The sequence below is a fragment of the Burkholderia sp. WP42 genome (genome assembly GCF_000745665.1).
GTDB classification, from domain to species: domain Bacteria; phylum Pseudomonadota; class Gammaproteobacteria; order Burkholderiales; family Burkholderiaceae; genus Burkholderia; species Burkholderia vietnamiensis.
Genome location: NZ_JQJT01000006.1, coordinates 152,583 through 174,436, shown reverse-complemented (window position 1 = coordinate 174,436; position 21,854 = coordinate 152,583). Strand labels below are relative to the sequence as shown.

The following is a 21,854-nucleotide window of genomic DNA, read 5'->3' as shown; positions in this document are numbered from 1 at the left end:
GCGGCGGCGCCGCGCGTTTCACCGGGAGGAGAATGATGTTCAACGCAGTGATCGACGCACCGTTCGGCAAGGTCGGCATCCGCACCGACGCGGCGGTGGTGCGCGAGATCGTCTATCTGCCCGAATCGGTCGGGTCGGTCGCACCCGATTCGCCGCTCGCCGAGCGTGCGGTCGAGCAGATCGAGCGCTATTTCGAGCGGGCGTCGGCACGCTTCGACCTGCCGCTCGCGCCCGTAGGCAGTGCCTTCCAGCAGCGCGTGTGGGACGTGATCAGCGACATTCCGCCGGGCACGGTGCTGACCTACGGGCAGGTCGCGAAGCGGATCGGCAGCGCGCCGCGCGCGGTCGGGCAGGCGTGCGGCGCGAACTACTTTCCGCTCGTGATTCCGTGTCACCGCGTCGTCGCGGCGGGCGGCCTCGGCGGTTTCGCGAACCACGACGACGGCGGTTATTTCCAGACAGTGAAGCGCTGGCTGCTCGCGCATGAAGGCGTGCCGTACTGATGAACGAACCGTTGCTTTCCCCCGCTTCCGATGCCGATGCCGCCGGCGATCCGCTCGCCGCTTCGCCGGCGCAGCTCGCGAGCCGCGCGTCGATCGACCTGTTCTGCGACGCGCTGTGGCTCGAGCACGGGCTGTCGCGCAATACGCTCGATGCGTACCGGCGCGACCTGATGCTGTTTTCCCAATGGCTCGCGGCCACCCACCACGCGGCGCTCGACTCCGCCGACGAAGCGATGGTGACCGGCTATATCGCCGCGCGCAGCGACGGCAAGGCGACGTCGTCGAACCGGCGGCTGTCGGTGTTCCGTCGCTACTACGGCTGGGCCGTGCGCGAGCATCGCGCGAGCGCCGACCCGACGTTGCGGATCGCGTCCGCGAAACAGGGCGCGCGGTTTCCGTCGACGCTGTCGGAGGCGCAGGTCGAGGCGCTGCTCGGCGCACCGGACATCGGCACGCCGCTCGGGCTGCGCGATCGCACGATGCTGGAGCTGATGTACGCGAGCGGGCTGCGCGTGAGCGAACTCGTCACGCTGAAGACCGTCGAGGTGGGGCTCAACGAGGGCGTCGTGCGGGTGATGGGCAAGGGCTCGAAGGAGCGCCTCGTGCCGTTCGGCGAAGTCGCGCACGGCTGGATCGAGCGCTATCTGCGCGACGCGCGGCCGGCGCTGCTCGGCGCGCGCGCGGCCGACGCGCTGTTCGTGACCGCGCGCGGCGACGGGATGACGCGCCAGCAGTTCTGGAACATCATCAAGCGTCACGCGCAGCGCGCGGACGTGCGCGCGCACCTGTCGCCGCACACGCTGCGGCACGCGTTCGCGACGCACCTGCTGAACCACGGCGCGGACCTGCGCGTCGTGCAGCTGCTGCTCGGCCACAGCGACATCTCGACCACGCAGATCTATACGCACGTCGCGCGCGAGCGGCTCAGGACGCTGCACGCGCAGCACCATCCGCGCGGCTAGCGCCGGCGCCGCGCGCTACGCGAGGTCGCGCAGCCGGTGTTTCAGCACCTTGCCGGTAGAGGCGGCCGGCAGCGCGTCGAGCACGCGGATGCGGGCCGGGCGCTTGTACGGCGCGAGGCGTTGCGCGCACCACGCATGCAGTTCGGCGTCGGCCGCCGTCGCGCCGGGCGCGAGCTCGACGAACGCGAGCACTTCCTCGTTGCCATCGACCGCGCGCCCGATGACGGTCGCCTGCACGACGTCCGGATGTGCGTTCAGCACCTGTTCGACCTCCACCGGATACACGTTGAAGCCCGAGCGGATGATCAGCTCCTTGCTGCGGCCCGCGATCGTCACCGCGCCGTCGGCGTCCTGGCGGGCGAGATCGCCGGTGCTCAGCCAGCCGTCCGGCGACACGGCCGCGCGCGTCGCGTCCGCGTTGCGGTAGTAGCCGAGCATCACGTTCGGCCCGCGCACGCGGATTTCGCCGACCTCGCCGCGCGGCACGTCGGCGCCGTCCGGCGCGACGATCCGCATCTCGACGCCGGGAATCGGCGTACCGACCGAGCAGTCGGCGCGCGGCGCGTCGAGCGGCGTCTGCGTGATCGTCGGGCTGCTTTCGGTCATTCCGTAGCCGTTGTGCAACGGCACGCCGTACACGCGCTCGACGCGCGCCTTCAGGTCGGCGTCGAGCGGCGAGCCGCCCGAATACGCGAAGCGCAGCCGCGGCGCGCGCCACGCGTGCCTGTGCGTGTGCAGGTGCTCGAGCAGCTTCGCATGCATCGCGGGCACGCCCTGGAAGATCGTCACGCGTTCGTCCGCGAGCGCGACGCGCACCGCTTCGGGCGAGTAGCGCGGCGCGAGGCGCAGCGTCGCGCCTGCGTACAGGCTGCCGAGGCAGACCGACGCGAGCCCGTACACGTGCGACACGGGCAGCACCGTATAGACGACGTCGTCGGGCGACACGCGGCGCAGCGCGCTCGACGTCGCGGCGACGAACAGCAGGTTGCGATGCGACAGCATCACGCCTTTGGGCGCGCCCGTCGTGCCGGTCGTGTAGATCAGCGCCGCGCACTGCGCGGCGCCGTCGGCCGCGACCGGTTCGGCCGGCGCGTCGGCGTCGACGTGATGCGACCACGCGCCGATGTCGATCGGCAGCGCGTCGGCGGGCGCGGCGCGGTAGCGCGCGGCATGCGCGCGCGCATCGGGCGAGGCTTCGGTCGCGAACGCGATCAGCTTCGGGCGCGCATGCGCGGCGATCGCGTCGAGTTCGCTGGCTGCCAGGCGCGCGTTCGACACCAGCGCCCACGCATCGACGCGCGCGGCCGCGAGCAGCAGCACGATCTGCGCGACGCTGTTTTCCGCGACGATCATCACGCGATCGCCGCCGCGCACGCCGAGCGCGACGAGCCGGGCCGCGGCCGTGTCGACGGCCTCGGCGAGTTCGGCGTACGACAGGCGGCGCGCGTCCTCGATCAGCGCCGGGTGCGTGGGCGCTTGCGCGGCCCGCAGCGCGGGCACGTCGGCGATGCGAGCGGGCAGCGCGGCGAGCAGGGCCGCGACGTCGGGCGGCGCGGATGAGCGAACGGACGAGGACATGACGTCTCCATGAAGAAGGGCACGGGCAGCGGCGCGGGCAGCGTTGCGAACGATCGTGCCATGGCGGCCGGGCCGCCACAATCGGCCGTTCGGTCAATAGCGCGTCGCGATGTCCGCAATGATGGCGCAGCGGCCGGCCGGCTGGGCTGCGCCAGCGGGCCGCGAGTATACCGCCGACGTCCGCACGCGATCGTGCGATGGCGCAATGGCGCGCATGCCGGTCGTTCGCCATTAAAATGCGGCGATGAGCAAATCCAGACACGTGTCCGAAACCCCCGCGACCCAGTTGCTGCGCCGCCACGGCGTCGCGTTCGACGAATATCCGTACGACTACGTCGAGCACGGCGGCACCGGCGAGTCGGCGCGCCAGCTCGGCGTGGACGAGCACTGCGTCGTGAAGACGCTCGTGATGGAAGACGAGCACGCGAAGCCGCTGATCGTGCTGATGCACGGCGATCGTACGGTGTCGACCAAGAACCTCGCGCGGCAGATCGGCGCGAAGCGCGTCGAGCCGTGCAAGCCGGACGTCGCGAACCGCCACTCGGGCTATCTGGTCGGCGGCACGTCGCCGTTCGGCACCCGCAAGACGATGCCCGTCTACGTCGAGTCGACCATCCTCGAATTGCCGACGATCTATCTGAACGGCGGCCGCCGCGGCTATCTCGTGAGCCTCGCGCCGGCGGTGCTCACGACGCTGCTCGGCGCGACGCCCGTGCAGTGCGCGAGCGTCGACTGAGGGTTTCACCTTCGTCGCACGCGCTGCACGTTCGGTAGAATGGGCGCCGTTTCGGCCGGTCGGCCCGCCCGGCCGGCCGCCGCGGCTCGTGTGTAACGCGGCCGCGCTTCACCGCGCGGCGCGCGTGCCTGCCCGGCCGCCCCCATCATCGATACGTTGAAAGAAGAGTTCTCCGCATGCAGATCCTGCTCGCCGCACTTGTTGCCTATCTGATCGGTTCGGTGTCGTTCGCCGTCATCGTCAGCGCCGCGATGGGCCTGGCCGATCCCCGTTCGTACGGGTCGAAGAATCCCGGCGCGACCAACGTGCTGCGCAGCGGCAACAAGAAGGCCGCGATCCTGACGCTCGTCGGCGACGCGTTCAAGGGCTGGCTCGCCGTGTGGCTCGCGCGGCACTTCGGGATGCCCGACGTCGCCGTCGCATGGGTCGCCATCGCCGTGTTCGTCGGTCACCTGTATCCGGTGTTCTTCCGCTTCCAGGGCGGCAAGGGCGTCGCGACCGCTGCCGGCGTGCTGCTGGCCGTGCATCCGGTGCTCGGCCTCGCGACCGCGCTGACCTGGCTGATCGTCGCGTTCTTCTTCCGCTATTCGTCGCTCGCGGCGCTGGTGGCCGCCGTATTCGCGCCGGTGTTCGACGTGTTCCTGTTCGGCACGCGCAACAATCCGATCGCCTGGGCGGTGCTGGCGATGAGCGTGTTGCTGGTGTGGCGTCACCGCGGCAACATCGCGAAGCTGCTGGCGGGGCAGGAGAGCCGGATCGGCGACAAGAAGAAGGCTGCGGCCGACGGCGGCGCGCAAGGCGGCGGAAAGGTCTGACGCGCGGTGTCGAGGCGTCGCGGCTGCCGCGCGGTGCGGCAGCCGGTGTGCGCGGCCGGCCGATTTGGCGGCCGGCGACGTCGCTCAGTCGCGGAAGTTGTTGAAGTCGAGCGGCGTGTCGGTCACGTCCTTGCGCAGCATCGCGATCACGCTCTGCAGATCGTCGCGCTTCGTGCCGGCCACGCGCACCGCATCGCCCTGGATGCTCGCCTGCACCTTGATCTTGCTGTCTTTCACGAGCCTGACGATTTTCTTGGCGAGGTCGCCCGTCACGCCCTTTTTCACGGTGACGATCTGCTTGACCTTGTCGCCGCCGATCTTCTCGACCTTGCCGTAGTCGAGGAAGCGCACGTCGACGTTGCGCTTCGCGAGCTTGCCGATCAGTACGTCCTTGACCTGGCCGAGCTTGAAATCGTCGTCGGCGAACAGCGTCAGCTCGCGCTCCTTCTGCTCGACGCGCGCGTCCGAGCCCTTGAAGTCGAAGCGTGTCGAGATTTCCTTGTTCGACTGCTCGATGGCGTTCTTCACTTCGATCATGTTCGCTTCGGAAACGACGTCGAACGATGGCATGGCATTCTCCCTTGAGGTGCGGCGCCCGGCTCACGCGCGGGCACTCGCTATAATTGCGGACTGTTTGCCATTTTACCGATGCCCCTGCGTTTGCCCAAGGCCGGCCGTCCGGCCGCCCGGCTGACGCCACGCGAATGCCGATGCCTCCTGACGATTCCCCGCTGTCGCTGCTTCCCGACCATCCGCTCGCCGCGCACAACACGTTCGGCATCGCCGCGACCGCGCGCTATGCGGCGCGCATCACGCACGCCGCGCAGTTCGAGGCGCTGCACCGCGATCCGCGCGTCGCGTCGCTGCCGCAGCTCGTGCTCGGCGGCGGCAGCAACGTCGTGTTCACGCGCGATTTCGACGGCGTCGTGCTGCTCGACGAGATCGGCGGCCGCCGCGTGGTGCGCGAGGACGACGACGCGTGGTACGTCGAAGCCGGCGGCGGCGAGCTGTGGCACGCGTTCGTCGCGTGGACGCTCGAGCAGGGGATGCCGGGGCTCGAGAACCTCGCGTTGATTCCGGGCACCGTCGGCGCGGCGCCGATCCAGAACATCGGCGCGTACGGCCTCGAGATGAAGGCGTACTTCGACTCGCTGATCGCCGTCGAGCTGGCGACGGGGCGCAGCGAGCGCTTCGACGCGGCGCGCTGCGCGTTCGGCTATCGCGACAGCTTCTTCAAGCGGGACGGGCGCGGCCGCTTCGCGATCGTCGCGGTGACGTTCCGGCTGCCCAAGCGCTGGACGCCGCGGCTCGGCTACGCGGACGTCACGCGCGAACTCGACGCGCGCGGCATCGCCCCCGGCGCGGCCACGCCGCGCGACGTGTTCGATGCGGTCGTCGCGATTCGCCGCGCGAAGCTGCCCGATCCGGGCGTACTCGGCAATGCCGGCAGCTTCTTCAAGAACCCGGTGATCGACGCCGCGCAATTCGACGCATTGCGCGCGCGTGCGCCGGACGTCGTGTCGTATCCGCAGCCGGACGGCCAGGTGAAGCTCGCGGCCGGCTGGCTGATCGACCAGTGCGGCTGGAAAGGGCGCGCGCTCGGCGCGGCGGCCGTACACGAGCGGCAGGCGCTCGTCCTGGTGAATCGCGGCGGCGCGACCGGCGCCGACGTGCTCGCGCTCGCGCGGGCGATCCAGCACGACGTGCGCGTGCGCTTCGGTGTGGAGCTGGAGCCCGAACCCGTCTGCCTGTAGCGCGGCCTCGGGTCGCGCGGCGCGTGGGCTGTCGCGGCGAAAAAAAGCGCCGATCGACGATCGGCGCTTCTTCGTTCGCACGTGCCGCATTGCGCGGCGATGCGGCGGCTGCGTTCAGTGCTTGAGGCGGCCCAGCAGCAGGAACTCCATCAGCGCCTTCTGCACGTGCAGGCGGTTTTCCGCCTCGTCCCACACGACGCTCTGCGGCCCGTCGATCACGCCGGCCGTCACTTCCTCGCCGCGGTGCGCGGGCAGGCAGTGCATGAACAGCGCGTCCGCGTTCGCGTAGCCCATCATTTCCTCGTCGACGCACCAGTCGGCGAACGCCTGCTTGCGCGCTTCGTTCTCCGCTTCGAAGCCCATGCTCGTCCACACGTCGGTCGTCACGAGATCGGCGCCCTTGCACGCTTCGTTCGGATCGTCGAACACTTCGTAGAACGGCGCGCTGTCGGGCGACACGAGCTTCATGTCGAGCGCATAGCCCGGCGGCGTCGACAGGCGCAGCTTGAAGCCGAGAATCTGCGCGGCTTCGATCCACGTGTACAGCATGTTGTTCGCATCGCCGACCCACGCGACCGTCTTGCCGGCGATCGGGCCGCGGTGTTCGTAGTACGTGAAGATGTCGGCGAGGACCTGACACGGATGGTATTCGTTGGTCAGACCGTTGATCACCGGCACGCGCGAGTTTTGCGCGAAGCGCGTGATCACGTCCTGCTCGAACGTGCGGATCATGATGATGTCGACCATCCGCGAGATCACCTGCGCGGAATCCTCGACCGGCTCGCCGCGGCCGAGCTGCGTGTCGCGCGTGCTCATGAACACCGCGTGGCCGCCGAGCTGGAAGATGCCGGCTTCGAACGACAGCCGCGTGCGCGTCGAGCTCTTCTCGAAGATCATCGCGAGCGTGCGATCGTGCAGCGGATGGTAGGTCTCGTAGTTCTTGAACTTGCGCTTCAGGATACCCGTGCGTTCGAGCACGTACTCGTAGTCTTCCAGCGAGAAATCCTTGAACTGCAGGTAGTGACGAATGGTTTTGGCGGTCATGAAACGAAATACGGCGGGTCTCACCCGGCAGCGGAGCCGGACGGCGCCGCCGTCGGATGTGGATAACTCAAAGCAGCATAATGGATTTTCCGTGCTTTGACGAGCCGTGGCGAAAAGCGGGGAGCGATCGTCGCGCGCACGGGCCGCGAGTCGGGCAGTGGGGCTCGGCACGACGCGCGATGGCGCGCTGCGGTATAATTCAAAAGTTTTCTCCAGCCCGGCAGACAAGCCTCTTCGCGTACTGCCGGACACAAGCGGGTGCGCTGCACAAATCCGGTGCGGCGCGCTGGCGGCATGGCGCGACGGCTTCTTTTCGGGATGTCGGAGCATCTGCGCCGCCGTCCACTCCAGCTCGTGTTCGCATCTCCAGGCAGCGTCGCCTGGGCATTGCCGGGCCGTCACTTGGGTAACCACATGGCTGAAACCCCTCCGACCGAATTCTTCATCCAGGGCATCACGAAAGACGGGAAAAAGTTTCGCCCGAGCGACTGGTCGGAGCGTCTGGCCGGCGTGATGGCCTGTTTCGGGCCCGGTGCAAGCGGACCGAATGCACGGCTGAAGTATTCGCTGTACGTGCGCCCGACGATGCTCGGCGATCTGAAATGCGTGATTCTCGATTCGCGGCTGCGCGACATCGAGCCGATGGCATTCGATTTCGTGCTCAACTTCGCGAAGGACAACAACCTCGTCGTGACCGAAGCCTGCGAATTGCCGGACTACAACGACAAGAAGTGAGCGAGGCGCGCGACGCCTGCTTGCGCGTGGTGCCCATGCGGCCCGACGCGCGCGGCGCGCGCACAGCAAAAAAGCCCGCCTAGGCGGGCTTTTTCACGATCGCAGGAAACAGGGCGCCCGCCGAAGCGGGCACACCGGATTTACGCTGCTGCCTGCAGGCCCTTGACGGCTGCGGCGAGGCGGCTCTTGCTGCGAGCGGCCTTGTTCTTGTGAACGATCTTCTTGTCGGCGATCGTGTCGATCGTCTTCACGGCAGCCTTGAACAGCTCGGCAGCCTTTGCCTGGTCGCCGGCTTCAACAGCCTTGCGAACCGACTTGATCGCGGTGCGGAATTTCGAGCGCAGCGCCGAGTTGTGCGAATTTGCCTTCGCGGCCTGGCGGGCGCGCTTGCGTGCTTGTGCGGAGTTAGCCATGACGGTTCCTTATCCTGTCCTGTTTCCAGAGCTTGGAGCCTGACGGCCAAGCGCTGCTTTTCGATCCGTCCCCTGAGAACGATTGCCCAGGGGCGCATAAAAAAACGGTGATTTTAACCGAGGCCGAGACATGAAAACGACAGGCGCCGTGCATGTAACAGGCTCAGAAACCGGCGATTATAGCAACAAAATCAAGTGCGTGGCAAGCCGGAAGTGACTGCCGCCCGAGAGAGGCCGGGCGCGGCATGCGCTTTTCCGCATCCGTCCGTGCCGGCACACACAAGCCCCGTATAATAAGCGCCCCATGAATCTATTCCGAGCCCTGCTGACGGTCAGCGGCTTCACGCTGCTGTCGCGCGTGACCGGACTGGCCCGCGAGACGCTGATCGCCCGTGCGTTCGGCGCCAGTCAATACACCGACGCGTTCTACGTCGCGTTCCGCATTCCGAACCTGCTGCGCCGCCTGTCCGCCGAAGGTGCGTTCTCGCAGGCGTTCGTGCCGATCCTCGCCGAGTTCAAGAACCAGCAGGGGCACGACGCGACCAAGGCGCTCGTCGACGCGATGTCGACCGTGCTCGCGTGGGCGCTCGCCGCGCTGTCGGTGCTCGGCATCGCCGGCGCGTCGTGGGTCGTGTTCGCGGTCGCGTCCGGCCTGCACGCCGACGGGCAGGCGTTCCCGCTCGCGGTCACGATGACGCGGATCATGTTCCCGTACATCGTGTTCATTTCGCTGACGACGCTCGCGTCCGGCGTGCTGAACACCTACAAGAGCTTTTCGCTGCCCGCGTTCGCGCCGGTGCTGCTGAACGTCGCGTTCATCGCGGCGGCGCTGTTCGTCGCGCCGCACCTGAAGGTGCCGGTGTTCGCGCTCGCGTGGGCAGTGATCGCGGGCGGCGTGCTGCAGTTCATCGTGCAGCTGCCGGGCCTGAAGAAGATCGACATGGTGCCGCTGATCGGTCTCAACCCGGTGCGTGCGCTGCGTCACCGCGGCGTGAAGCGCGTGCTGGCGAAGATGGTGCCCGCCACCTTCGCCGTGTCGGTCGCGCAGCTGTCGCTGATCATCAACACCAACATCGCATCGCGGCTCGGGCAGGGCGCGGTGTCGTGGATCAACTACGCGGACCGGCTGATGGAGTTCCCGACCGCGCTGCTCGGCGTCGCGCTCGGCACGATCCTGCTGCCGAGCCTGTCGAAGGCGCACGTCGATGCCGATACGCACGAATATTCCGCGCTGCTCGACTGGGGGCTGCGCGTCACGTTCCTGCTCGCCGCGCCGAGCGCGCTCGCGCTGTTCTTCTTCGCGACGCCGCTCACCGCGACGCTGTTCAACTACGGCAAGTTCGACGCGCACACGGTCACGATGGTGTCGCGCGCGCTTGCGACCTACGGGATCGGCCTCGTCGGCATCATCCTGATCAAGATCCTCGCGCCGGGCTTCTACGCGAAGCAGGACATCAAGACGCCGGTGAAGATCGCGATCATCGTGCTGATCGTCACGCAGATCTCGAACTACGTGTTCGTGCCGCTGATCGGCCATGCGGGTCTGACGCTGAGCATCGGCGTCGGCGCGTGCCTGAATTCGCTGCTGCTGTTTTTCGGCCTGCGCAAGCGCGGCATCTATCAGCCGTCGCCGGGCTGGCTGCGTTTCTTCGTGCAGCTGACGGGCGCCGCGCTCGTGCTCGCGGGCCTGATGCACTGGTGCGCGATCAATTTCGACTGGACCGGCATGCGCGCGCAGCCGCTCGATCGCATCGCGCTGATGGCCGCGTGCCTCGTGCTGTTCGCTGCACTATATTTCGGTATGTTGTGGGTGATGGGCTTCAAATACGCTTACTTCAAAAGGCGCGCCAAGTGACCACCGCAATGACCCGCGTCCTTGATTACTTCAGCACGCTCGTGGCGGACGACGACAGTCTGCCCGTCACGGAAGCCGCGCTGTCGCTCGCCCAGGACGCGTATCCGGACCTCGACCTGCAAGGCACGCTGGCCGAGATCGACATGCTCGCCGCGCGGCTGCGCCGTCGGCTCACCGACGATACGGGGCTGAAGGACCGCGTCGCCGCGCTCAACGAGTTCTTCTTTCGCGAGCTCGGCTTTGCGTGCAATCACAACGATTATTACGACCCCGATAACAGCCACCTGAACGCGGTGCTGAAACGCCGCCGCGGGATTCCGATCTCGCTTTCGGTGCTGTATCTCGAGCTCGCCGAGCAAATCGGCGTGCCGGCGCGCGGCGTATCGTTTCCCGGCCATTTCCTGCTGCGCGTGACGCTGCCGGACGGCGACCTGATCATCGATCCGACCAATGGCCATTCGCTGTCGGAAGCCGAAATGGTCGAGATGCTGGAGCCGTACGTCGCGCGGGCGGCGGGCGCGGTCGACAGCGCGTTGCGCGCGCTGCTGCAGCCGGCGACGAGCCGCGAGATCATCGCGCGCATGCTGCGCAACCTGAAGACGATCTATCTGCAGACCGAACGCTGGCAGCGGCTGCTCGCGGTGCAGCAGCGGCTCGTGATCCTGCTGCCCGAACAGCTCGACGAGGTGCGCGACCGCGGCTTCGCGTATGCGCGGCTCGATTACCTGCGCCCGGCGCTCGAGGATCTCGAGCAGTATCTCGGCGAACGGCCCGATGCCGACGACGCGACCGTCGTCGAATCGCAGGTGAGCGAGCTGCGGCAGCGCATGCAGCGCGACGGCGAAGACTGACGCTGCACGCGCCCGCTCGGCTGCGTAGAACGGTAGCGCGCACAACGCCGAACGCGGCACGCCGCGCATCGCGGCCCGATGCTGGCCGCCACGGTCGAAAAAAAAGCCGCCCCGACGGGGCGGCTTGCGGCTCACGGCCGATCGTGCTGCTTACTTCAGCGCGTCGAACGCACGCTCGCGGATCTCCTCGACGCTGCCGAGGCCCGAGATCTTCCGATACTGCGGCGCCTTCAGGCCGTTCTCCTCGCCGCGCTGCGCCCAGTCGCCGTAATACGTGATCAGCGGCTTGGTCTGCGCTTCGTACACTTCGAGGCGCTTCTTGACGGTTTCTTCCTTGTCGTCGTCGCGCTGGATCAGCGGCTCGCCCGTCACGTCGTCCTGGCCTTCGACCTTCGGCGGATTGAACTTCACGTGGTAGGTGCGGCCCGATGCCGGGTGCGTGCGACGACCGCTCATGCGCTCGACGATTTCCGAGAACGGCACGTCGATTTCGAGCACGTAGTCGATCGCGACGCCGGCTTCCTTCATCGCGTCGGCCTGCGCGATCGTGCGCGGGAAGCCGTCGAACAGGTAGCCGTTGGCGCAATCGGATTCCTTCAGGCGTTCCTTCACGAGGCCGATGATCAGCGCGTCGGGGACGAGCTTGCCGGCATCCATGTAGCCCTTCGCCTCGACGCCGAGCGGCGAGCCGGCCTTGACGGCCGCACGCAGCATGTCACCCGTCGAGATTTGCGGGATGCCGAATTTTTCCTTGATGAAGTTTGCCTGGGTGCCCTTTCCCGCGCCGGGCGCGCCCAACAGGATCAAACGCATGGTGATATCTCCGGTATGTAGATTCGTGTGGCGAGACGCTCAAGCGTCGGCGATAACGTGCGCGGGGCTTGCCTGGCGCGCGGCGGACCGGTCTGACGCGGCGCGTCGGCGATGGCGACGCGCGGCTGCCGGCACGGGCCGCGGCGGGGTCAAGCGAGGACGCGCGGGTCGCGGACGGCTCGCACAATCGCCTGATTATGCCACGGGTTATTTTGAACTCGGCCGAAAAAGGGCCTGCACGCGTGCGAGATCGGCCGGCGTATCGACGCCGGCTTCGGGTGCGCGCTCGGTAATCAGCACCGCGATGCGTTCGCCGTGCCACATCGCGCGCAGCTGTTCGAGCTGCTCGGCCTGCTCGATCGGCGCCTGCGCGAGCGACGGATAGGTGCGCAGAAAGCGCGCGCGATACGCGTAGAGACCGATGTGCCGATACACCGGAAAGGCCGGTGCGGGCATCGCCGCGACGTCGGGCCAGTGCGGCTGGTATGCGTCGCGGCTCCACGGAATCGGCGCGCGCGAGAAGTACATCGCGACGCTGCGCGCGTCGAGCGCGACTTTCACGACGTTCGGGTTGAACACGTCGGCCGCATCGTGGATCGGATGCGCGGCGGTCGCGATCGCGCAGTCCGGATGCGCGGCCAGGTGCGACGCTACGTCGCGCACCAGCGTCGGGTCGATCAGCGGTTCGTCGCCCTGCACGTTGACGACGACCGTGTCGTCACGCCATCCGAACGTCGCCGCGACTTCCGCGAGCCGATCGGTGCCGGACGGATGGTCGGCGCGCGTGAGCACCGCGTCGAAACCGTGATCGCGCGCGGCGTCGAGGACGGCCTGCGTGTCGGACGCGACGAGCACCTGCTGGGCGCCGGCTTCGCGGGCCCGCTCGGCGACGCGCACGACCATCGGCTTGCCGCCGACGTCGGCGAGCGGCTTGTTCGGCAGGCGCGTCGACGCGAGCCGGGCAGGAATGACGGCGATGAAGGGCTGCGGATGAGTCATCGGAACGGGGCGAAGAGAAGAGCGGGGCGGGCGGCGCGTCGAATGCGGGTGGCCCGGCAGGGTTCGGCGCGTACGACCGCGGAGGGCCGCGGTCGTGCGCCGTAGCGGCGTTCAGCTGCCGGCGGGGCCGGCCGGATCGACCGGCGTGCCTTCGACGGTCTGGCGCGCCTCGTCGACGAGCATCACGGGGATGCCGTCGCGGATCGGGTAGGCGAGCTTGTCCGCGTTGCAGATCAGCTCCTGCGCGGCACGGTCATAGTGGAGCGGGCCTTTGCAGATAGGGCACACAAGAATTTCAAGCAGGCGAGCGTCCACGGAGTTTCTCCACAACGAGGGCAATGAGGCGAGGATCGAGCGCGGCTTCGACGGGGACGACCCACAGCCGAGCGTCGCGCCAGGAAGCGCCCAATTTTACTGCATCCTTCTCGGTGATCAGGATCGCGTCGACGGCGTCGTCGACGAACGGATTGTCGGCGAACGCGTAATGGTCGGGCAGCGCGCGCGTCGCCGGCGCGAGGCCGGCCGCGCGCAGCGTCGCGAAGAAGCGCTCGGGCGCGCCGATGCCGGCCGCGGCGAGCACGCGCTCGTTCGCGAACTGCGACAGCGGACGGCGCAGCGTCGGCTGGTCGAGATGCCATGCGGCGCCCGGCGTGAGCGCGAGCGCGTAGGTGTCGGGCCACGGCGGCAGCGCGCCGCTGTACGGATCGTTGACGAGCGTCGCGTCGCGATGGCGCGACAGCGGCTCGCGCAACGGCCCGGCCGGCAGCAGGAAGCCGTTGCCGCCGAGCCGGTGGTCGAACACGACCAGTTCGACCGTGCGGGCGAGACGGTAGTGCTGCAGCCCGTCGTCGCTGACGATCACGTCGACCTCCGGATGCGCGGCGCGCAGCGCCTGCGCGGCCGCCACGCGGTCGGGGCACACCCACACGGGCGCGCCGGTGCGGCGGGCGATCAGCAACGGCTCGTCGCCGGCCGCGCTCGCGCGCGACGCGGCGGTGACGGCGGTCGGCGCCTGCACGTTCGCGCCGTAGCCGCGCGATACGACGCCCGGCGTGAAGCCGGCCGCGCGCAGGGCATCGACGAGCGCGATCACGGTCGGCGTCTTGCCGGTGCCGCCGACGGTCACGTTGCCGACCACGACGACCGGCACGCCGACGTCGACCGGCTGCTTCCAGCCCTGCGTGTACGCGGTCCGGCGCAGCGCCGCGCACAGGCCGAATACGCACGCGAACGGCGTGAGCGCCCACGCGAGCGCGCCGCGGCGCTGCCATTCGCGCGTGATGCGCGCTTCGAGCCGCGCGAGCGGGCCGCCGCGGGCGCTCATCGGGCCGGGCGCGGCGTGTCGTGCGCCGCGGCGTGGAACGGATTCGTCAACACGGATGCTCCGTTGGGCGGCGGATGCCGCTAGGTCTTCGGAAGGCGGCACTCTAGCGCGCCGCAGGCGCACGCGGCAAGCGCCGCCGGCCGACGCCGCTGGTGGGGCCGGATCGAGGTGGCCTGTGGACAACTCTGTGAAGAACTCCCCGTCCGCTCCCGCCGAATGCCCGTCGGACGGACATCGAATCGACTCCGAATCGCCTTGAAAGGTTTAAAAATATATAAAAATCAATGCGTTGCGAAGAATCGTCTGGCTTTTTCCGGGCTTTTCAAATGGTTTTGCCGGACGATTGTCGGAATGTGGAAACATTTTCAGCGGCGCGCCGCGGACGGTCGGCGCTGGACGCGGCGCGCGCGTCGGACTATCGTGTCGCCGCCAGCATTCATCCGACCGCTCATGCCTTCCGATACCCCTTTTTCCGCACCCGGCGCCTCGCGCGGCGGCGACGAAGTGATCCCCGTTTCGGCGCTCAACCGGGCGATTTCGACGATGCTCGAGCGCTCGTTTCCGCTGCTGTGGATCGCGGGCGAAGTGTCGAACTTCACGCGCGCCGCGAGCGGGCACTGGTATTTCTCGATCAAGGACCAGCAGGCGCAGATGCGCTGCGTGATGTTTCGCGGCCGGGCGCAGTATGCGGAATTCACGCCGCGCGAGGGCGATCGCATCGAGGTGCGCGCGGTCGTCACGATGTACGAGCCGCGCGGCGAGGTGCAGCTCAACGTCGAGGCCGTGCGGCGCACCGGACAGGGGCGCCTGTACGAGGCGTTCCTGCGCCTGAAGGCGCAGCTCGAGGCCGAGGGGCTGTTCGCGCCCGAGCGCAAGCGGCCGTTGCCCGTGCATCCGCGCGCGATCGGCATCGTCACGTCGCTGCAGGCGGCCGCGCTGCGCGACGTGTTGACCACGCTCGCGCGCCGCGCGCCGCATCTGCCGGTGATCGTCTACCCGGCGCCCGTGCAGGGCGCGGGCGCCGCCGAGAAGCTCGTCGCGGCCGTGCAGACCGCGAACGCGCGGCACGAGGTGGACGTGCTGCTCGTGTGTCGCGGCGGCGGATCGATCGAGGATCTGTGGTCGTTCAACGACGAAGCGCTCGCGCGGGCGATCGCGGCGAGCGAGCTGCCGGTCGTCTGCGGCGTGGGCCACGAAACCGATTTCACGATCGCGGACTTCGCGGCCGACGTGCGCGCGCCGACGCCGACCGGCGCGGCCGAGCTCGCGAGTCCGCAGCGCGCGTTGTTGCTGCGAGAGTTGAGCGAGCGGCAACGTGCGCTCGCGCGCTGCGTCGCGCGCGGGCTCGAGCAGCGCGCGCAGCAGCTCGACTGGCTCGCGCGCCGGCTCGTCAGCCCGGCCGAGCGGCTGCAGCGGCAACGCGCCCACGTCGACCAACTGGCCGCGCGGCTCGCGTCGGCGGCGTCGCGCCCGGTGCGCGACGCGCGTGCGCGCTTCGCGCTCGCGCAGCTGCGCTGGCAACGCGCGCGTCCCGATCCGGCGCAGGCGCGTCACGTGCTCGCCGGTTTGTCGCAGCGTCTCGCGGTCGCGCTGCAGCGCCGCCACGAGCGCGACAGCGCGCGCGTGGCGGCATGCGCGGCGCGGCTCGAGGTGCTGAGCCCGCAACGCACGCTCGAGCGCGGCTACGCGGCGCTGATCGACGCGCAGACGGGCCGTGCGGTGCGCTCGCCGAGCGCGCTGAAGCCGCAGCGGCGCCTGACCGTGCATCTCGCCGAAGGCTCCGCCGACGTGTCGCTCGCCGACGTGCAGCCGCGGCTCACCGATACGATCTGACCGCCGCGGCGGCTGCGCTGCGCACGTCGTGCGCACGCGTGCGCGGCAGGAACGGATACTGCGCGCGCCATCGACTCGGCCGATATCCGCCGGATGCAGCGCCAGCGCCGATTTTCCGCATACCGCGGACGAATACCCGTGAGTTTGCGGGGATATTCGGACTCGCCTACAATCGGACGCTCGGCAGCATTCAACACAGCCCCCCTACATACTCAACGAAGGAATTGCCATGGCTCATACGCTCCCGCCGCTCCCGTACGCAGAAGACGCACTCGCGCCGACCATCTCGAAAGAGACGATCGAGTACCACTACGGCAAGCATCACCAGGCATACGTCACGAACCTGAACAATCTGATCCCGGGCACGGAATTCGAAAACCTGCCGCTGGAAGAGATCGTGAAGAAGTCGTCGGGCGGCATCTTCAACAACGCCGCGCAAATCTGGAACCACACGTTCTTCTGGAACAGCCTGTCGCCGAACGGCGGCGGCGCACCGTCGGGCGCGCTGGGCGACGCGATCAACGCGAAGTGGGGTTCGTACGACGCATTCAAGGAAGCCTTCACGAAGGCTGCGGTCGGCACGTTCGGTTCGGGCTGGGCATGGCTCGTGAAGAAGGCCGACGGTTCGCTCGACATCGTGTCGACGAGCAACGCCGCGACGCCGCTGACGACGGCCGACAAGCCGCTGCTGACGATCGACGTGTGGGAACACGCGTACTACATCGACTACCGCAACGCACGTCCGAAGTTCGTCGAAGCGTTCTGGAACATCGTGAACTGGGACTTCGCAGCGAAGAACTTCGCGTAAGTCCGCGGGTGCCGCGCGCCGTCACGGCGCGCCGTGCGCTCCAGCTAAAAGCCCTCGAAACGGAACGCTTCGAGGGCTTTTTCGTTTTCCGTCGCGCTGCGCCTCACGCGGCGCGGGATCAGATCAACGTCGTCGCCGCCCAGCCGAGCGCCGCGCTCGCGATCACGACGGCCCACGGCGGCACGCGCCAGAACACCAGCGCAATGAACGCGACGAGCGCGGCCGCGAAATCGCGCGACGACACGATCGTCTCGCGCCATACCGGCTGATACAGCGCGGCGAGCAGCAACCCGACCACCGCCGCATTGACGCCCGCGAGCGCCGCCTGCATGCGCGTGCTGCGGCGCAGGCGTTCCCAGAACGGCGTGGTGCCCGCGACCAGCAGGAACGACGGCGCGAAGATCGACACGAGCGCGAGCGTTGCGCCGAGCCAGCCGTTCGGCGCATCGCGCAGCGCCGCGCCGAGGAACGCCGCGAACGTGAACAGCGGCCCCGGCACCGCCTGCGCGACACCGTAGCCGGCCAGAAACGCCGAATCGCCGACCCAGCCCGGCGCGACGACGGCGGCCTGCAGCAGCGGCAGCACCACGTGGCCGCCGCCGAACACCAGCGCACCGGTGCGGAAGAACGCGTCGACCACCGCGAGCGCGTGCGAATGGAGCGCATCGGCCGCGAGCGGCAGCGCGACGAGCAGTGCGGCGAACAGCACGAGCCACAACGCGCCCGCGCGGTGCGAGACGTGCAGCGGCAACGGCTCGTGCGCGCCGCGCTCGGGCTGCGGCAGTAGCACGAGGCCGGCCGCGCCGGCCGCCGCGATCACGACGACCTGCAGCCATGCGGCCGGCGCGAACAGCGCGACGCACGCGGCGAGCGCCATCAGGGTGACGCGGCGCGCATCCGGGCACAGCGTGCGCGCCATGCCCCACACCGCCTGCGCGATCACCGCGACCGACACGATCCGCAGCCCGTGCAGCGCGCCGGTCGCGACCGGCATGCCGGCCGCGTGCATGCCGAGCGCGACCAGCGTCATCGCGAGCGCGGACGGCAGCGTGAAGCCGAGCCACGCGGCGAACATCCCGGCATAGCCGGCGCGCGACAGCCCGATGGCCATCCCGACCTGGCTGCTCGCCGGGCCCGGCAGGAACTGGCACAAGCCGACGAGATCCGCATACGCGCGCTCGCTGAGCCAGCCGCGCCGCGTGACGAACGCCTCGCGGAAGTAGCCGAGATGCGCGACGGGACCGCCGAACGACGTGAGCCCAAGCCGCAGGAACGCGACGAACACGGGCCATGCGTGGCGCGGTGCAGCGGTGACGGTCGAGGTGTCGTGGTTCAAGAGTGGATTCGGGCAAGAGGTGAGAGGGGAGGCGTCGCCACGATAGCGGGATAGTGCGATGCCATGACGACGGAAATGCGTCGCCACGATAGCGCGGCGGCGTCACGCACGCGGCCGCAGCCGCCGTCACGGCATGTCGTCGGGCAGTCCGCTGGCGCGCCGCAGCGCGTCGAGGTCGACGATTTCGATTTCGCCGACGTGCAGCCGCACCGCGCCGTCCGCTTCCAGCGCCTTCAGCAGCTGGTTGGTGGTCTGCCGCGTCAGCGACAGCATTGCCGCCAGCTTCTCCTGCGACAGCCGGACCCGCGTGCGGCCGACGCTGACTCCGCCGTAGCCGTCCGCGATCATCGCGAGGCGCGCCGCCAGCCGCTGCGCGGCCGTCATCATGCTCAGCGATTCGACCGACACGAAGCTCAGCCGCAGCTTTTGCGCCATCAGCAGCGCGAACTCCCGCCAGTATTGCGGCGTCGCGTCGAGGATCGCGAGCAGCGCTGGCTGCGGCACGTGCAGCAGCAGCGTGTCGTCGAGCGCGGCTGCATCGTGGGTGCGCGCCAGGCCGTCGAACAGCGCGATTTCGCCGAACCACGTGACGGGCTCGGCAACCGTCAGCAGCGCTTCCTTGCCGTGCGCGTCGACGGCGCCTATCGTGATGGAGCCGCTCAGCACCGCATACAGCCCGCACGGCGGATCGCCGCGCCGGAACAGCGGATGGCCGGCCGGCAGGCGGCGCAGCGCGGCGCGCTCGAGCAGCGCCGCGCGCAACGCCGGCGGCAGCGCGGCGAACCACGGGTGCGCTTCGAGTTGCGGCAGGTACGGGGCGAGCGACGAGGTCATGGCGGCGCGATGTCGGATAGCTGACAGAGGTTCTCGGGCGTGACGCGCATCATAGCGCTCGATGACCGTTCAGGAGACGCGATGAAGACCCTCGAAGACTACCTGTCCCAGTATGCGGCCTACCACCGCGACGTGCGCAACATCGCGACCCATCTGGTCGGCATTCCGCTGATCGTGTTCGCGGTCGAAGTGCTGCTGTCGCGGCCGCTGCTCGGCACGCTGGCCGGCGTCGCGGGGTCGCCGGCGCTGCTGTTCGCGACCGCGTTCGCGGCGTTCTACCTGCGCCTGGATCTGCGCTTCGGGCTCGCGATGACCGCGCTGCTCGCCGTCGGCCTGTGGGCGGCGCACACCGTCGCGCTGTTGCCGACGGCGCGCTGGCTCGGCATCGGCATCGGCGCGTTCGTGGTCGGCTGGATCGTGCAGTTCGTCGGTCATTGGTTCGAGGGACGCAAGCCCGCGTTCGTCGACGATCTGATCGGGCTGGCGGTCGGGCCGCTGTTCGTCGTCGCCGAAGTGGCGTTTTTCGCCGGCCTGCGCGGCGACCTGCGCCGCGAAGTCGAGCGGCGCGCCGGGCCGCTGCGCGGCGGCGCGCATTCGCACGTGTGAGCGTCGCCCGCGCGGCAAGGGCGTAAGGGCGGCGCCGGCCGCTGCTGCGGCCGCGTATCGTGCGCGCGGCGCAGCGGCTAAGATGCTGGGTGCGTCATCCGACGCTTACGTGGAGCAATCGCCATGGTGGATCGCCCGACTCTGGATGCGTACGACACGCATGCCGCGCAATACGCGCAGGACTGGCTCGACCAGGCCGCGCCAGACGACATGTATGCGCTGCTCGAGCAGTATTTCACGCCGGGGCCGACGGCCGACGTCGGCTGCGGCGTCGGGCGCGACGCCGCGTGGCTCGCGTCGCAGGGATACGACGTGCGCGGCTACGACGCGAGCGCCGCGCTGCTCGCCGAGGCGCGCGCGTCGCATCCGTCGCTGACGTTCGAGCTCGCCGCGCTGCCGGCGCTCGACGGCGTGCCGTCCGGCGCGTTTCGCAACGTGCTGTGCGAGACGGTGGTGATGCACCTCGAGCATGCCGATGCGGCCGCGGCGGTTGCGCGGCTGGCCACATTGCTGATGCCGGGCGGCACGCTGTATCTGAGCTGGCGAGTCGCCGGCAACGGCGCGCTGCGCGACGATCGCGGCCGGCTCTATACGCCGCTCGATGCGGCGCGCATGCGTGCCGCGCTCGGCGCCGGCATGGACGTGCTCGACGAGCACGAAGTGGTCAGTGCGTCGTCAGGCAAGCGCGTGCACCGGCTGATCGCGCGCCGCACGGCCACGGCATGAGCGCGGCCCGCGCGTTCATGCGCGGGTGAGCGCCGCTTCCCAGTTGATGTCGACGCAGAGCACCTGCATGCCCTGCGCGGCCGGCGCGGCGATCGACGCCGTCACGCACAGGTGCGCCTCGTTGATCGACAGGTACGGCGCCGTCAGATGTACGCGGCCCGGCGCGCGCATCGCTTCGATGAAGTACGGCCGGCGTTCCCAGCTCGCACCTTCAGAATGCAGCAGCGGCCGGAAGCGTTTCGCGCGCTGCGAAACGCTGCCGCGTGCGAGCACGTTGTCGCCGATCTGGCGGCCCGATGCGTCGAGCAGGAAGCAGCGCGCGGTCTCGGCCAGCCCGAGCACGCAGCCGGCCGCGTCGATCAGCGGTTCGCCCGCGGCGAGCTTGCGGCTCGCTTCCTCGAGCGCGGCGACGTACGGCGCGAGCCGTTCGGCCTGCGTGCGCTCGCGCTGCGCGACGCGCAGCCGCAACGCGGCCGACAGCGTATCCATGCAGCCGGCTGCGGCCTGCGGCTGCACCGGGTCGACACTCGGACCGGCGAAGTATTGTCCCTGCACGAAATCGACGTCGCACTCGAGCGCGATCAGCGCGTCGCGCTCGGTCGCGAGCCCGCCCATCAGCACGAGCTGCCCGGATTCGTGCAGCAGCGACACGAGCCCCGGCAGCACGCGTTCCAGATGCGAGTGTTCGCTCGCCTGCGCGAGGATGCCGCGGTCGAGCGTGACGATGTCCGGATGCAGGTGCCACACGCGGTCGATGTTCGAATGCTTCGCGCCGAAGCCGCCGAGCGCGATCAGGAAGCCGGCCTTGCGCAGCCCGTCGACGATCGCCGCGTAGCGCGGCGTCTCGCCGCCGGCCTGCTCGGGCACCTCGAGCACCACGCGATGCGGCGGCAGCCCGAGCGCCTTCAGGTTCGCGAGCAGCGCGTCGCCGTAGATGGTGTCCATCAGCGCGGCCGGATGCAGGCTCAGGAAGAGCCATTCGTCGTGACTGTCGAACGCGTGAAAGTTACCGAGGTGCAGTGATTCGGCGAGACGGCCGAGTTCGAGCAGATCGCCGCGCCGCGCCGCCTGCGTGAACACCTCGTGCGACGCGACCTGCCGGCCTTCCTCGTCGTGCGCGCGCAGCGACGCGTGATAGCCGATCGCGCGGCGATGCGACACCGAGAAGACCGGCTGGAACACGCTGAATACGGTGTAGGCGCCGTACAGCACGGTGCGGCGCTTGCCGTCGTCGCCGGCAACGGGGCGGGGCGGCTGAAAGCCGGGGGGATCGATGTCGATCATGCTCATGATGTCGGCCGGAGGAAGACTGCCAGTTTACCTACAGAA

Annotated in this window: 23 protein-coding genes; 12 read left to right on the top strand and 11 right to left on the bottom strand. The window is 69.0% G+C overall.

Features of this window, described 5'->3' with window-relative positions:
* Positions 1–35 precede the first annotated feature (35 nt).
* Together EX20_RS03040 and xerD are read left to right on the top strand one after the other, a co-directional pair.
* On the top strand, positions 36–503 hold the full coding sequence (locus EX20_RS03040; protein WP_034192710.1) for a methylated-DNA--[protein]-cysteine S-methyltransferase: 468 nt from the start codon (positions 36–38) through the stop codon (positions 501–503).
* Positions 503–1,465 (top strand): site-specific tyrosine recombinase XerD, encoded by a 963-nt coding sequence (gene xerD, locus EX20_RS03035; protein WP_011885822.1) that lies wholly within the window; start codon positions 503–505, stop codon positions 1,463–1,465. The genes EX20_RS03040 and xerD overlap by 1 nt, the downstream gene beginning before the upstream one ends.
* Positions 1,466–1,480: 15 nt before the next feature.
* Here the strand turns inward: xerD and EX20_RS03030 are convergent, their stop codons facing one another.
* Positions 1,481–3,043, bottom strand: coding sequence for a class I adenylate-forming enzyme family protein (locus EX20_RS03030; RefSeq protein ID WP_034192641.1), 1,563 nt, complete (start codon positions 3,041–3,043; stop codon positions 1,481–1,483).
* Between the two features lie 244 nt (positions 3,044–3,287).
* On the opposite strand from EX20_RS03030, the gene ybaK reads away from it, so the two are divergent.
* Positions 3,288–3,779: a Cys-tRNA(Pro) deacylase gene (gene ybaK / locus EX20_RS03025; protein ID WP_011885820.1), complete on the top strand. Its 492-nt coding sequence runs from the start codon at positions 3,288–3,290 to the stop codon at positions 3,777–3,779.
* A 176-nt stretch (positions 3,780–3,955) separates the two neighbouring features.
* On the top strand, positions 3,956–4,594 hold the full coding sequence (plsY, locus tag EX20_RS03020) for a glycerol-3-phosphate 1-O-acyltransferase PlsY (RefSeq protein ID WP_011885819.1): 639 nt from the start codon (positions 3,956–3,958) through the stop codon (positions 4,592–4,594).
* A gap of 84 nt (positions 4,595–4,678) precedes the next feature.
* Here the strand turns inward: plsY and EX20_RS03015 are convergent, their stop codons facing one another.
* Complete coding sequence (locus EX20_RS03015) at positions 4,679–5,164, bottom strand: YajQ family cyclic di-GMP-binding protein (protein WP_011885818.1); 486 nt, start codon at positions 5,162–5,164, stop codon at positions 4,679–4,681.
* 134 nt (positions 5,165–5,298) lie between these two features.
* Between EX20_RS03015 and murB the strand changes: the two genes are divergently transcribed.
* Positions 5,299–6,348 carry a UDP-N-acetylmuramate dehydrogenase gene (murB, locus tag EX20_RS03010; RefSeq protein ID WP_034192640.1) on the top strand — a complete coding sequence of 350 codons (1,050 nt, stop codon included), beginning with the start codon at positions 5,299–5,301 and terminating at the stop codon, positions 6,346–6,348.
* A gap of 114 nt (positions 6,349–6,462) precedes the next feature.
* On the opposite strand, the gene argF is transcribed toward murB, so the two are convergent.
* Positions 6,463–7,392, bottom strand: coding sequence for an ornithine carbamoyltransferase (argF, locus tag EX20_RS03005; protein ID WP_011885816.1), 930 nt, complete (start codon positions 7,390–7,392; stop codon positions 6,463–6,465).
* 414 nt (positions 7,393–7,806) lie between these two features.
* On the opposite strand from argF, the gene EX20_RS03000 reads away from it, so the two are divergent.
* The gene (locus EX20_RS03000; RefSeq protein ID WP_011885815.1) at positions 7,807–8,127 is read left to right on the top strand and encodes a DUF3579 domain-containing protein; all 321 of its coding nucleotides are present in this window, start codon (positions 7,807–7,809) and stop codon (positions 8,125–8,127) included.
* A gap of 140 nt (positions 8,128–8,267) precedes the next feature.
* Here the strand turns inward: EX20_RS03000 and rpsT are convergent, their stop codons facing one another.
* A complete protein-coding gene (gene rpsT, locus EX20_RS02995) occupies positions 8,268–8,540 on the bottom strand; it encodes a 30S ribosomal protein S20 (RefSeq protein ID WP_006482211.1) in 273 nt (90 codons plus the stop codon).
* A gap of 259 nt (positions 8,541–8,799) precedes the next feature.
* Between rpsT and murJ the strand changes: the two genes are divergently transcribed.
* Complete coding sequence (murJ, locus tag EX20_RS02990) at positions 8,800–10,395, top strand: murein biosynthesis integral membrane protein MurJ (RefSeq protein ID WP_308010270.1); 1,596 nt, start codon at positions 8,800–8,802, stop codon at positions 10,393–10,395.
* 8 nt (positions 10,396–10,403) lie between these two features.
* Positions 10,404–11,246 (top strand): SirB1 family protein, encoded by an 843-nt coding sequence (locus EX20_RS02985; RefSeq protein WP_011885813.1) that lies wholly within the window; start codon positions 10,404–10,406, stop codon positions 11,244–11,246.
* Positions 11,247–11,396: 150 nt separating this feature from the next.
* Here EX20_RS02985 and adk read toward each other — a convergent pair whose 3' ends face one another.
* The 4 genes from adk to lpxK all read right to left on the bottom strand — a co-directional run bounded on the left by adk (position 11,397) and on the right by lpxK (position 14,382).
* Positions 11,397–12,059 carry an adenylate kinase gene (gene adk / locus EX20_RS02980; RefSeq protein WP_034192639.1) on the bottom strand — a complete coding sequence of 221 codons (663 nt, stop codon included), beginning with the start codon at positions 12,057–12,059 and terminating at the stop codon, positions 11,397–11,399.
* 207 nt (positions 12,060–12,266) lie between these two features.
* Positions 12,267–13,058: a 3-deoxy-manno-octulosonate cytidylyltransferase gene (gene kdsB / locus EX20_RS02975; protein ID WP_014723514.1), complete on the bottom strand. Its 792-nt coding sequence runs from the start codon at positions 13,056–13,058 to the stop codon at positions 12,267–12,269.
* Positions 13,059–13,169: 111 nt separating this feature from the next.
* Complete coding sequence (locus EX20_RS02970) at positions 13,170–13,373, bottom strand: Trm112 family protein (protein WP_006750935.1); 204 nt, start codon at positions 13,371–13,373, stop codon at positions 13,170–13,172.
* Positions 13,354–14,382, bottom strand: a complete 1,029-nt coding sequence (gene lpxK / locus EX20_RS02965) for a tetraacyldisaccharide 4'-kinase (RefSeq protein ID WP_011885810.1) — start codon at positions 14,380–14,382, stop codon at positions 13,354–13,356. Before lpxK ends, EX20_RS02970 begins: the two co-directional genes overlap by 20 nt.
* A 450-nt stretch (positions 14,383–14,832) precedes the next feature.
* Here lpxK and xseA point away from each other — a divergent pair, with 450 nt between their 5' ends.
* Both xseA and sodB read left to right on the top strand, forming a co-directional pair.
* The gene (gene xseA / locus EX20_RS02960; RefSeq protein ID WP_034192709.1) at positions 14,833–16,215 is read left to right on the top strand and encodes an exodeoxyribonuclease VII large subunit; all 1,383 of its coding nucleotides are present in this window, start codon (positions 14,833–14,835) and stop codon (positions 16,213–16,215) included.
* A gap of 229 nt (positions 16,216–16,444) precedes the next feature.
* Positions 16,445–17,023 carry a superoxide dismutase [Fe] gene (sodB, locus tag EX20_RS02955; RefSeq protein ID WP_014723511.1) on the top strand — a complete coding sequence of 193 codons (579 nt, stop codon included), beginning with the start codon at positions 16,445–16,447 and terminating at the stop codon, positions 17,021–17,023.
* A 118-nt stretch (positions 17,024–17,141) separates the two neighbouring features.
* On the opposite strand, the gene chrA is transcribed toward sodB, so the two are convergent.
* Both chrA and EX20_RS02945 read right to left on the bottom strand, forming a co-directional pair.
* The gene (gene chrA, locus EX20_RS02950; RefSeq protein ID WP_034192638.1) at positions 17,142–18,359 is read right to left on the bottom strand and encodes a chromate efflux transporter; all 1,218 of its coding nucleotides are present in this window, start codon (positions 18,357–18,359) and stop codon (positions 17,142–17,144) included.
* Positions 18,360–18,485: 126 nt separating this feature from the next.
* A complete protein-coding gene (locus EX20_RS02945; protein ID WP_011885797.1) occupies positions 18,486–19,193 on the bottom strand; it encodes a Crp/Fnr family transcriptional regulator in 708 nt (235 codons plus the stop codon).
* 81 nt (positions 19,194–19,274) lie between these two features.
* Here EX20_RS02945 and EX20_RS02940 point away from each other — a divergent pair, with 81 nt between their 5' ends.
* Positions 19,275–19,799 (top strand): Mpo1 family 2-hydroxy fatty acid dioxygenase, encoded by a 525-nt coding sequence (locus EX20_RS02940; protein ID WP_034192637.1) that lies wholly within the window; start codon positions 19,275–19,277, stop codon positions 19,797–19,799.
* A gap of 123 nt (positions 19,800–19,922) precedes the next feature.
* Positions 19,923–20,525 (top strand): class I SAM-dependent methyltransferase, encoded by a 603-nt coding sequence (locus tag EX20_RS02935; RefSeq protein WP_034192636.1) that lies wholly within the window; start codon positions 19,923–19,925, stop codon positions 20,523–20,525.
* A 15-nt stretch (positions 20,526–20,540) separates the two neighbouring features.
* Here EX20_RS02935 and EX20_RS02930 read toward each other — a convergent pair whose 3' ends face one another.
* A complete protein-coding gene (locus EX20_RS02930; RefSeq protein ID WP_011885794.1) occupies positions 20,541–21,815 on the bottom strand; it encodes an EAL domain-containing protein in 1,275 nt (424 codons plus the stop codon).
* Positions 21,816–21,854: the final 39 nt, after the last annotated feature.

What these genes read in the sequence shown, in the direction of transcription:
- EX20_RS03040 (WP_034192710.1), top strand. Translation starts at nt 36, where the DNA reads ATGTTCAACGCAGTGATCGACGCACCGTTCGGCAAGGTCGGCATCCGC.
- xerD (WP_011885822.1), top strand. Translation starts at nt 503, where the DNA reads ATGAACGAACCGTTGCTTTCCCCCGCTTCCGATGCCGATGCCGCCGGC.
- EX20_RS03030 (WP_034192641.1), bottom strand. Translation starts at nt 3,043, where the DNA reads ATGTCCTCGTCCGTTCGCTCATCCGCGCCGCCCGACGTCGCGGCCCTG.
- ybaK (WP_011885820.1), top strand. Translation starts at nt 3,288, where the DNA reads ATGAGCAAATCCAGACACGTGTCCGAAACCCCCGCGACCCAGTTGCTG.
- plsY (WP_011885819.1), top strand. Translation starts at nt 3,956, where the DNA reads ATGCAGATCCTGCTCGCCGCACTTGTTGCCTATCTGATCGGTTCGGTG.
- EX20_RS03015 (WP_011885818.1), bottom strand. Translation starts at nt 5,164, where the DNA reads ATGCCATCGTTCGACGTCGTTTCCGAAGCGAACATGATCGAAGTGAAG.
- murB (WP_034192640.1), top strand. Translation starts at nt 5,299, where the DNA reads ATGCCGATGCCTCCTGACGATTCCCCGCTGTCGCTGCTTCCCGACCAT.
- argF (WP_011885816.1), bottom strand. Translation starts at nt 7,392, where the DNA reads ATGACCGCCAAAACCATTCGTCACTACCTGCAGTTCAAGGATTTCTCG.
- EX20_RS03000 (WP_011885815.1), top strand. Translation starts at nt 7,807, where the DNA reads ATGGCTGAAACCCCTCCGACCGAATTCTTCATCCAGGGCATCACGAAA.
- rpsT (WP_006482211.1), bottom strand. Translation starts at nt 8,540, where the DNA reads ATGGCTAACTCCGCACAAGCACGCAAGCGCGCCCGCCAGGCCGCGAAG.
- EX20_RS02985 (WP_011885813.1), top strand. Translation starts at nt 10,404, where the DNA reads ATGACCCGCGTCCTTGATTACTTCAGCACGCTCGTGGCGGACGACGAC.
- adk (WP_034192639.1), bottom strand. Translation starts at nt 12,059, where the DNA reads ATGCGTTTGATCCTGTTGGGCGCGCCCGGCGCGGGAAAGGGCACCCAG.
- kdsB (WP_014723514.1), bottom strand. Translation starts at nt 13,058, where the DNA reads ATGACTCATCCGCAGCCCTTCATCGCCGTCATTCCTGCCCGGCTCGCG.
- lpxK (WP_011885810.1), bottom strand. Translation starts at nt 14,382, where the DNA reads ATGAGCGCCCGCGGCGGCCCGCTCGCGCGGCTCGAAGCGCGCATCACG.
- xseA (WP_034192709.1), top strand. Translation starts at nt 14,833, where the DNA reads ATGCCTTCCGATACCCCTTTTTCCGCACCCGGCGCCTCGCGCGGCGGC.
- sodB (WP_014723511.1), top strand. Translation starts at nt 16,445, where the DNA reads ATGGCTCATACGCTCCCGCCGCTCCCGTACGCAGAAGACGCACTCGCG.
- EX20_RS02945 (WP_011885797.1), bottom strand. Translation starts at nt 19,193, where the DNA reads ATGACCTCGTCGCTCGCCCCGTACCTGCCGCAACTCGAAGCGCACCCG.
- EX20_RS02940 (WP_034192637.1), top strand. Translation starts at nt 19,275, where the DNA reads ATGAAGACCCTCGAAGACTACCTGTCCCAGTATGCGGCCTACCACCGC.
- EX20_RS02935 (WP_034192636.1), top strand. Translation starts at nt 19,923, where the DNA reads ATGGTGGATCGCCCGACTCTGGATGCGTACGACACGCATGCCGCGCAA.
- EX20_RS02930 (WP_011885794.1), bottom strand. Translation starts at nt 21,815, where the DNA reads ATGAGCATGATCGACATCGATCCCCCCGGCTTTCAGCCGCCCCGCCCC.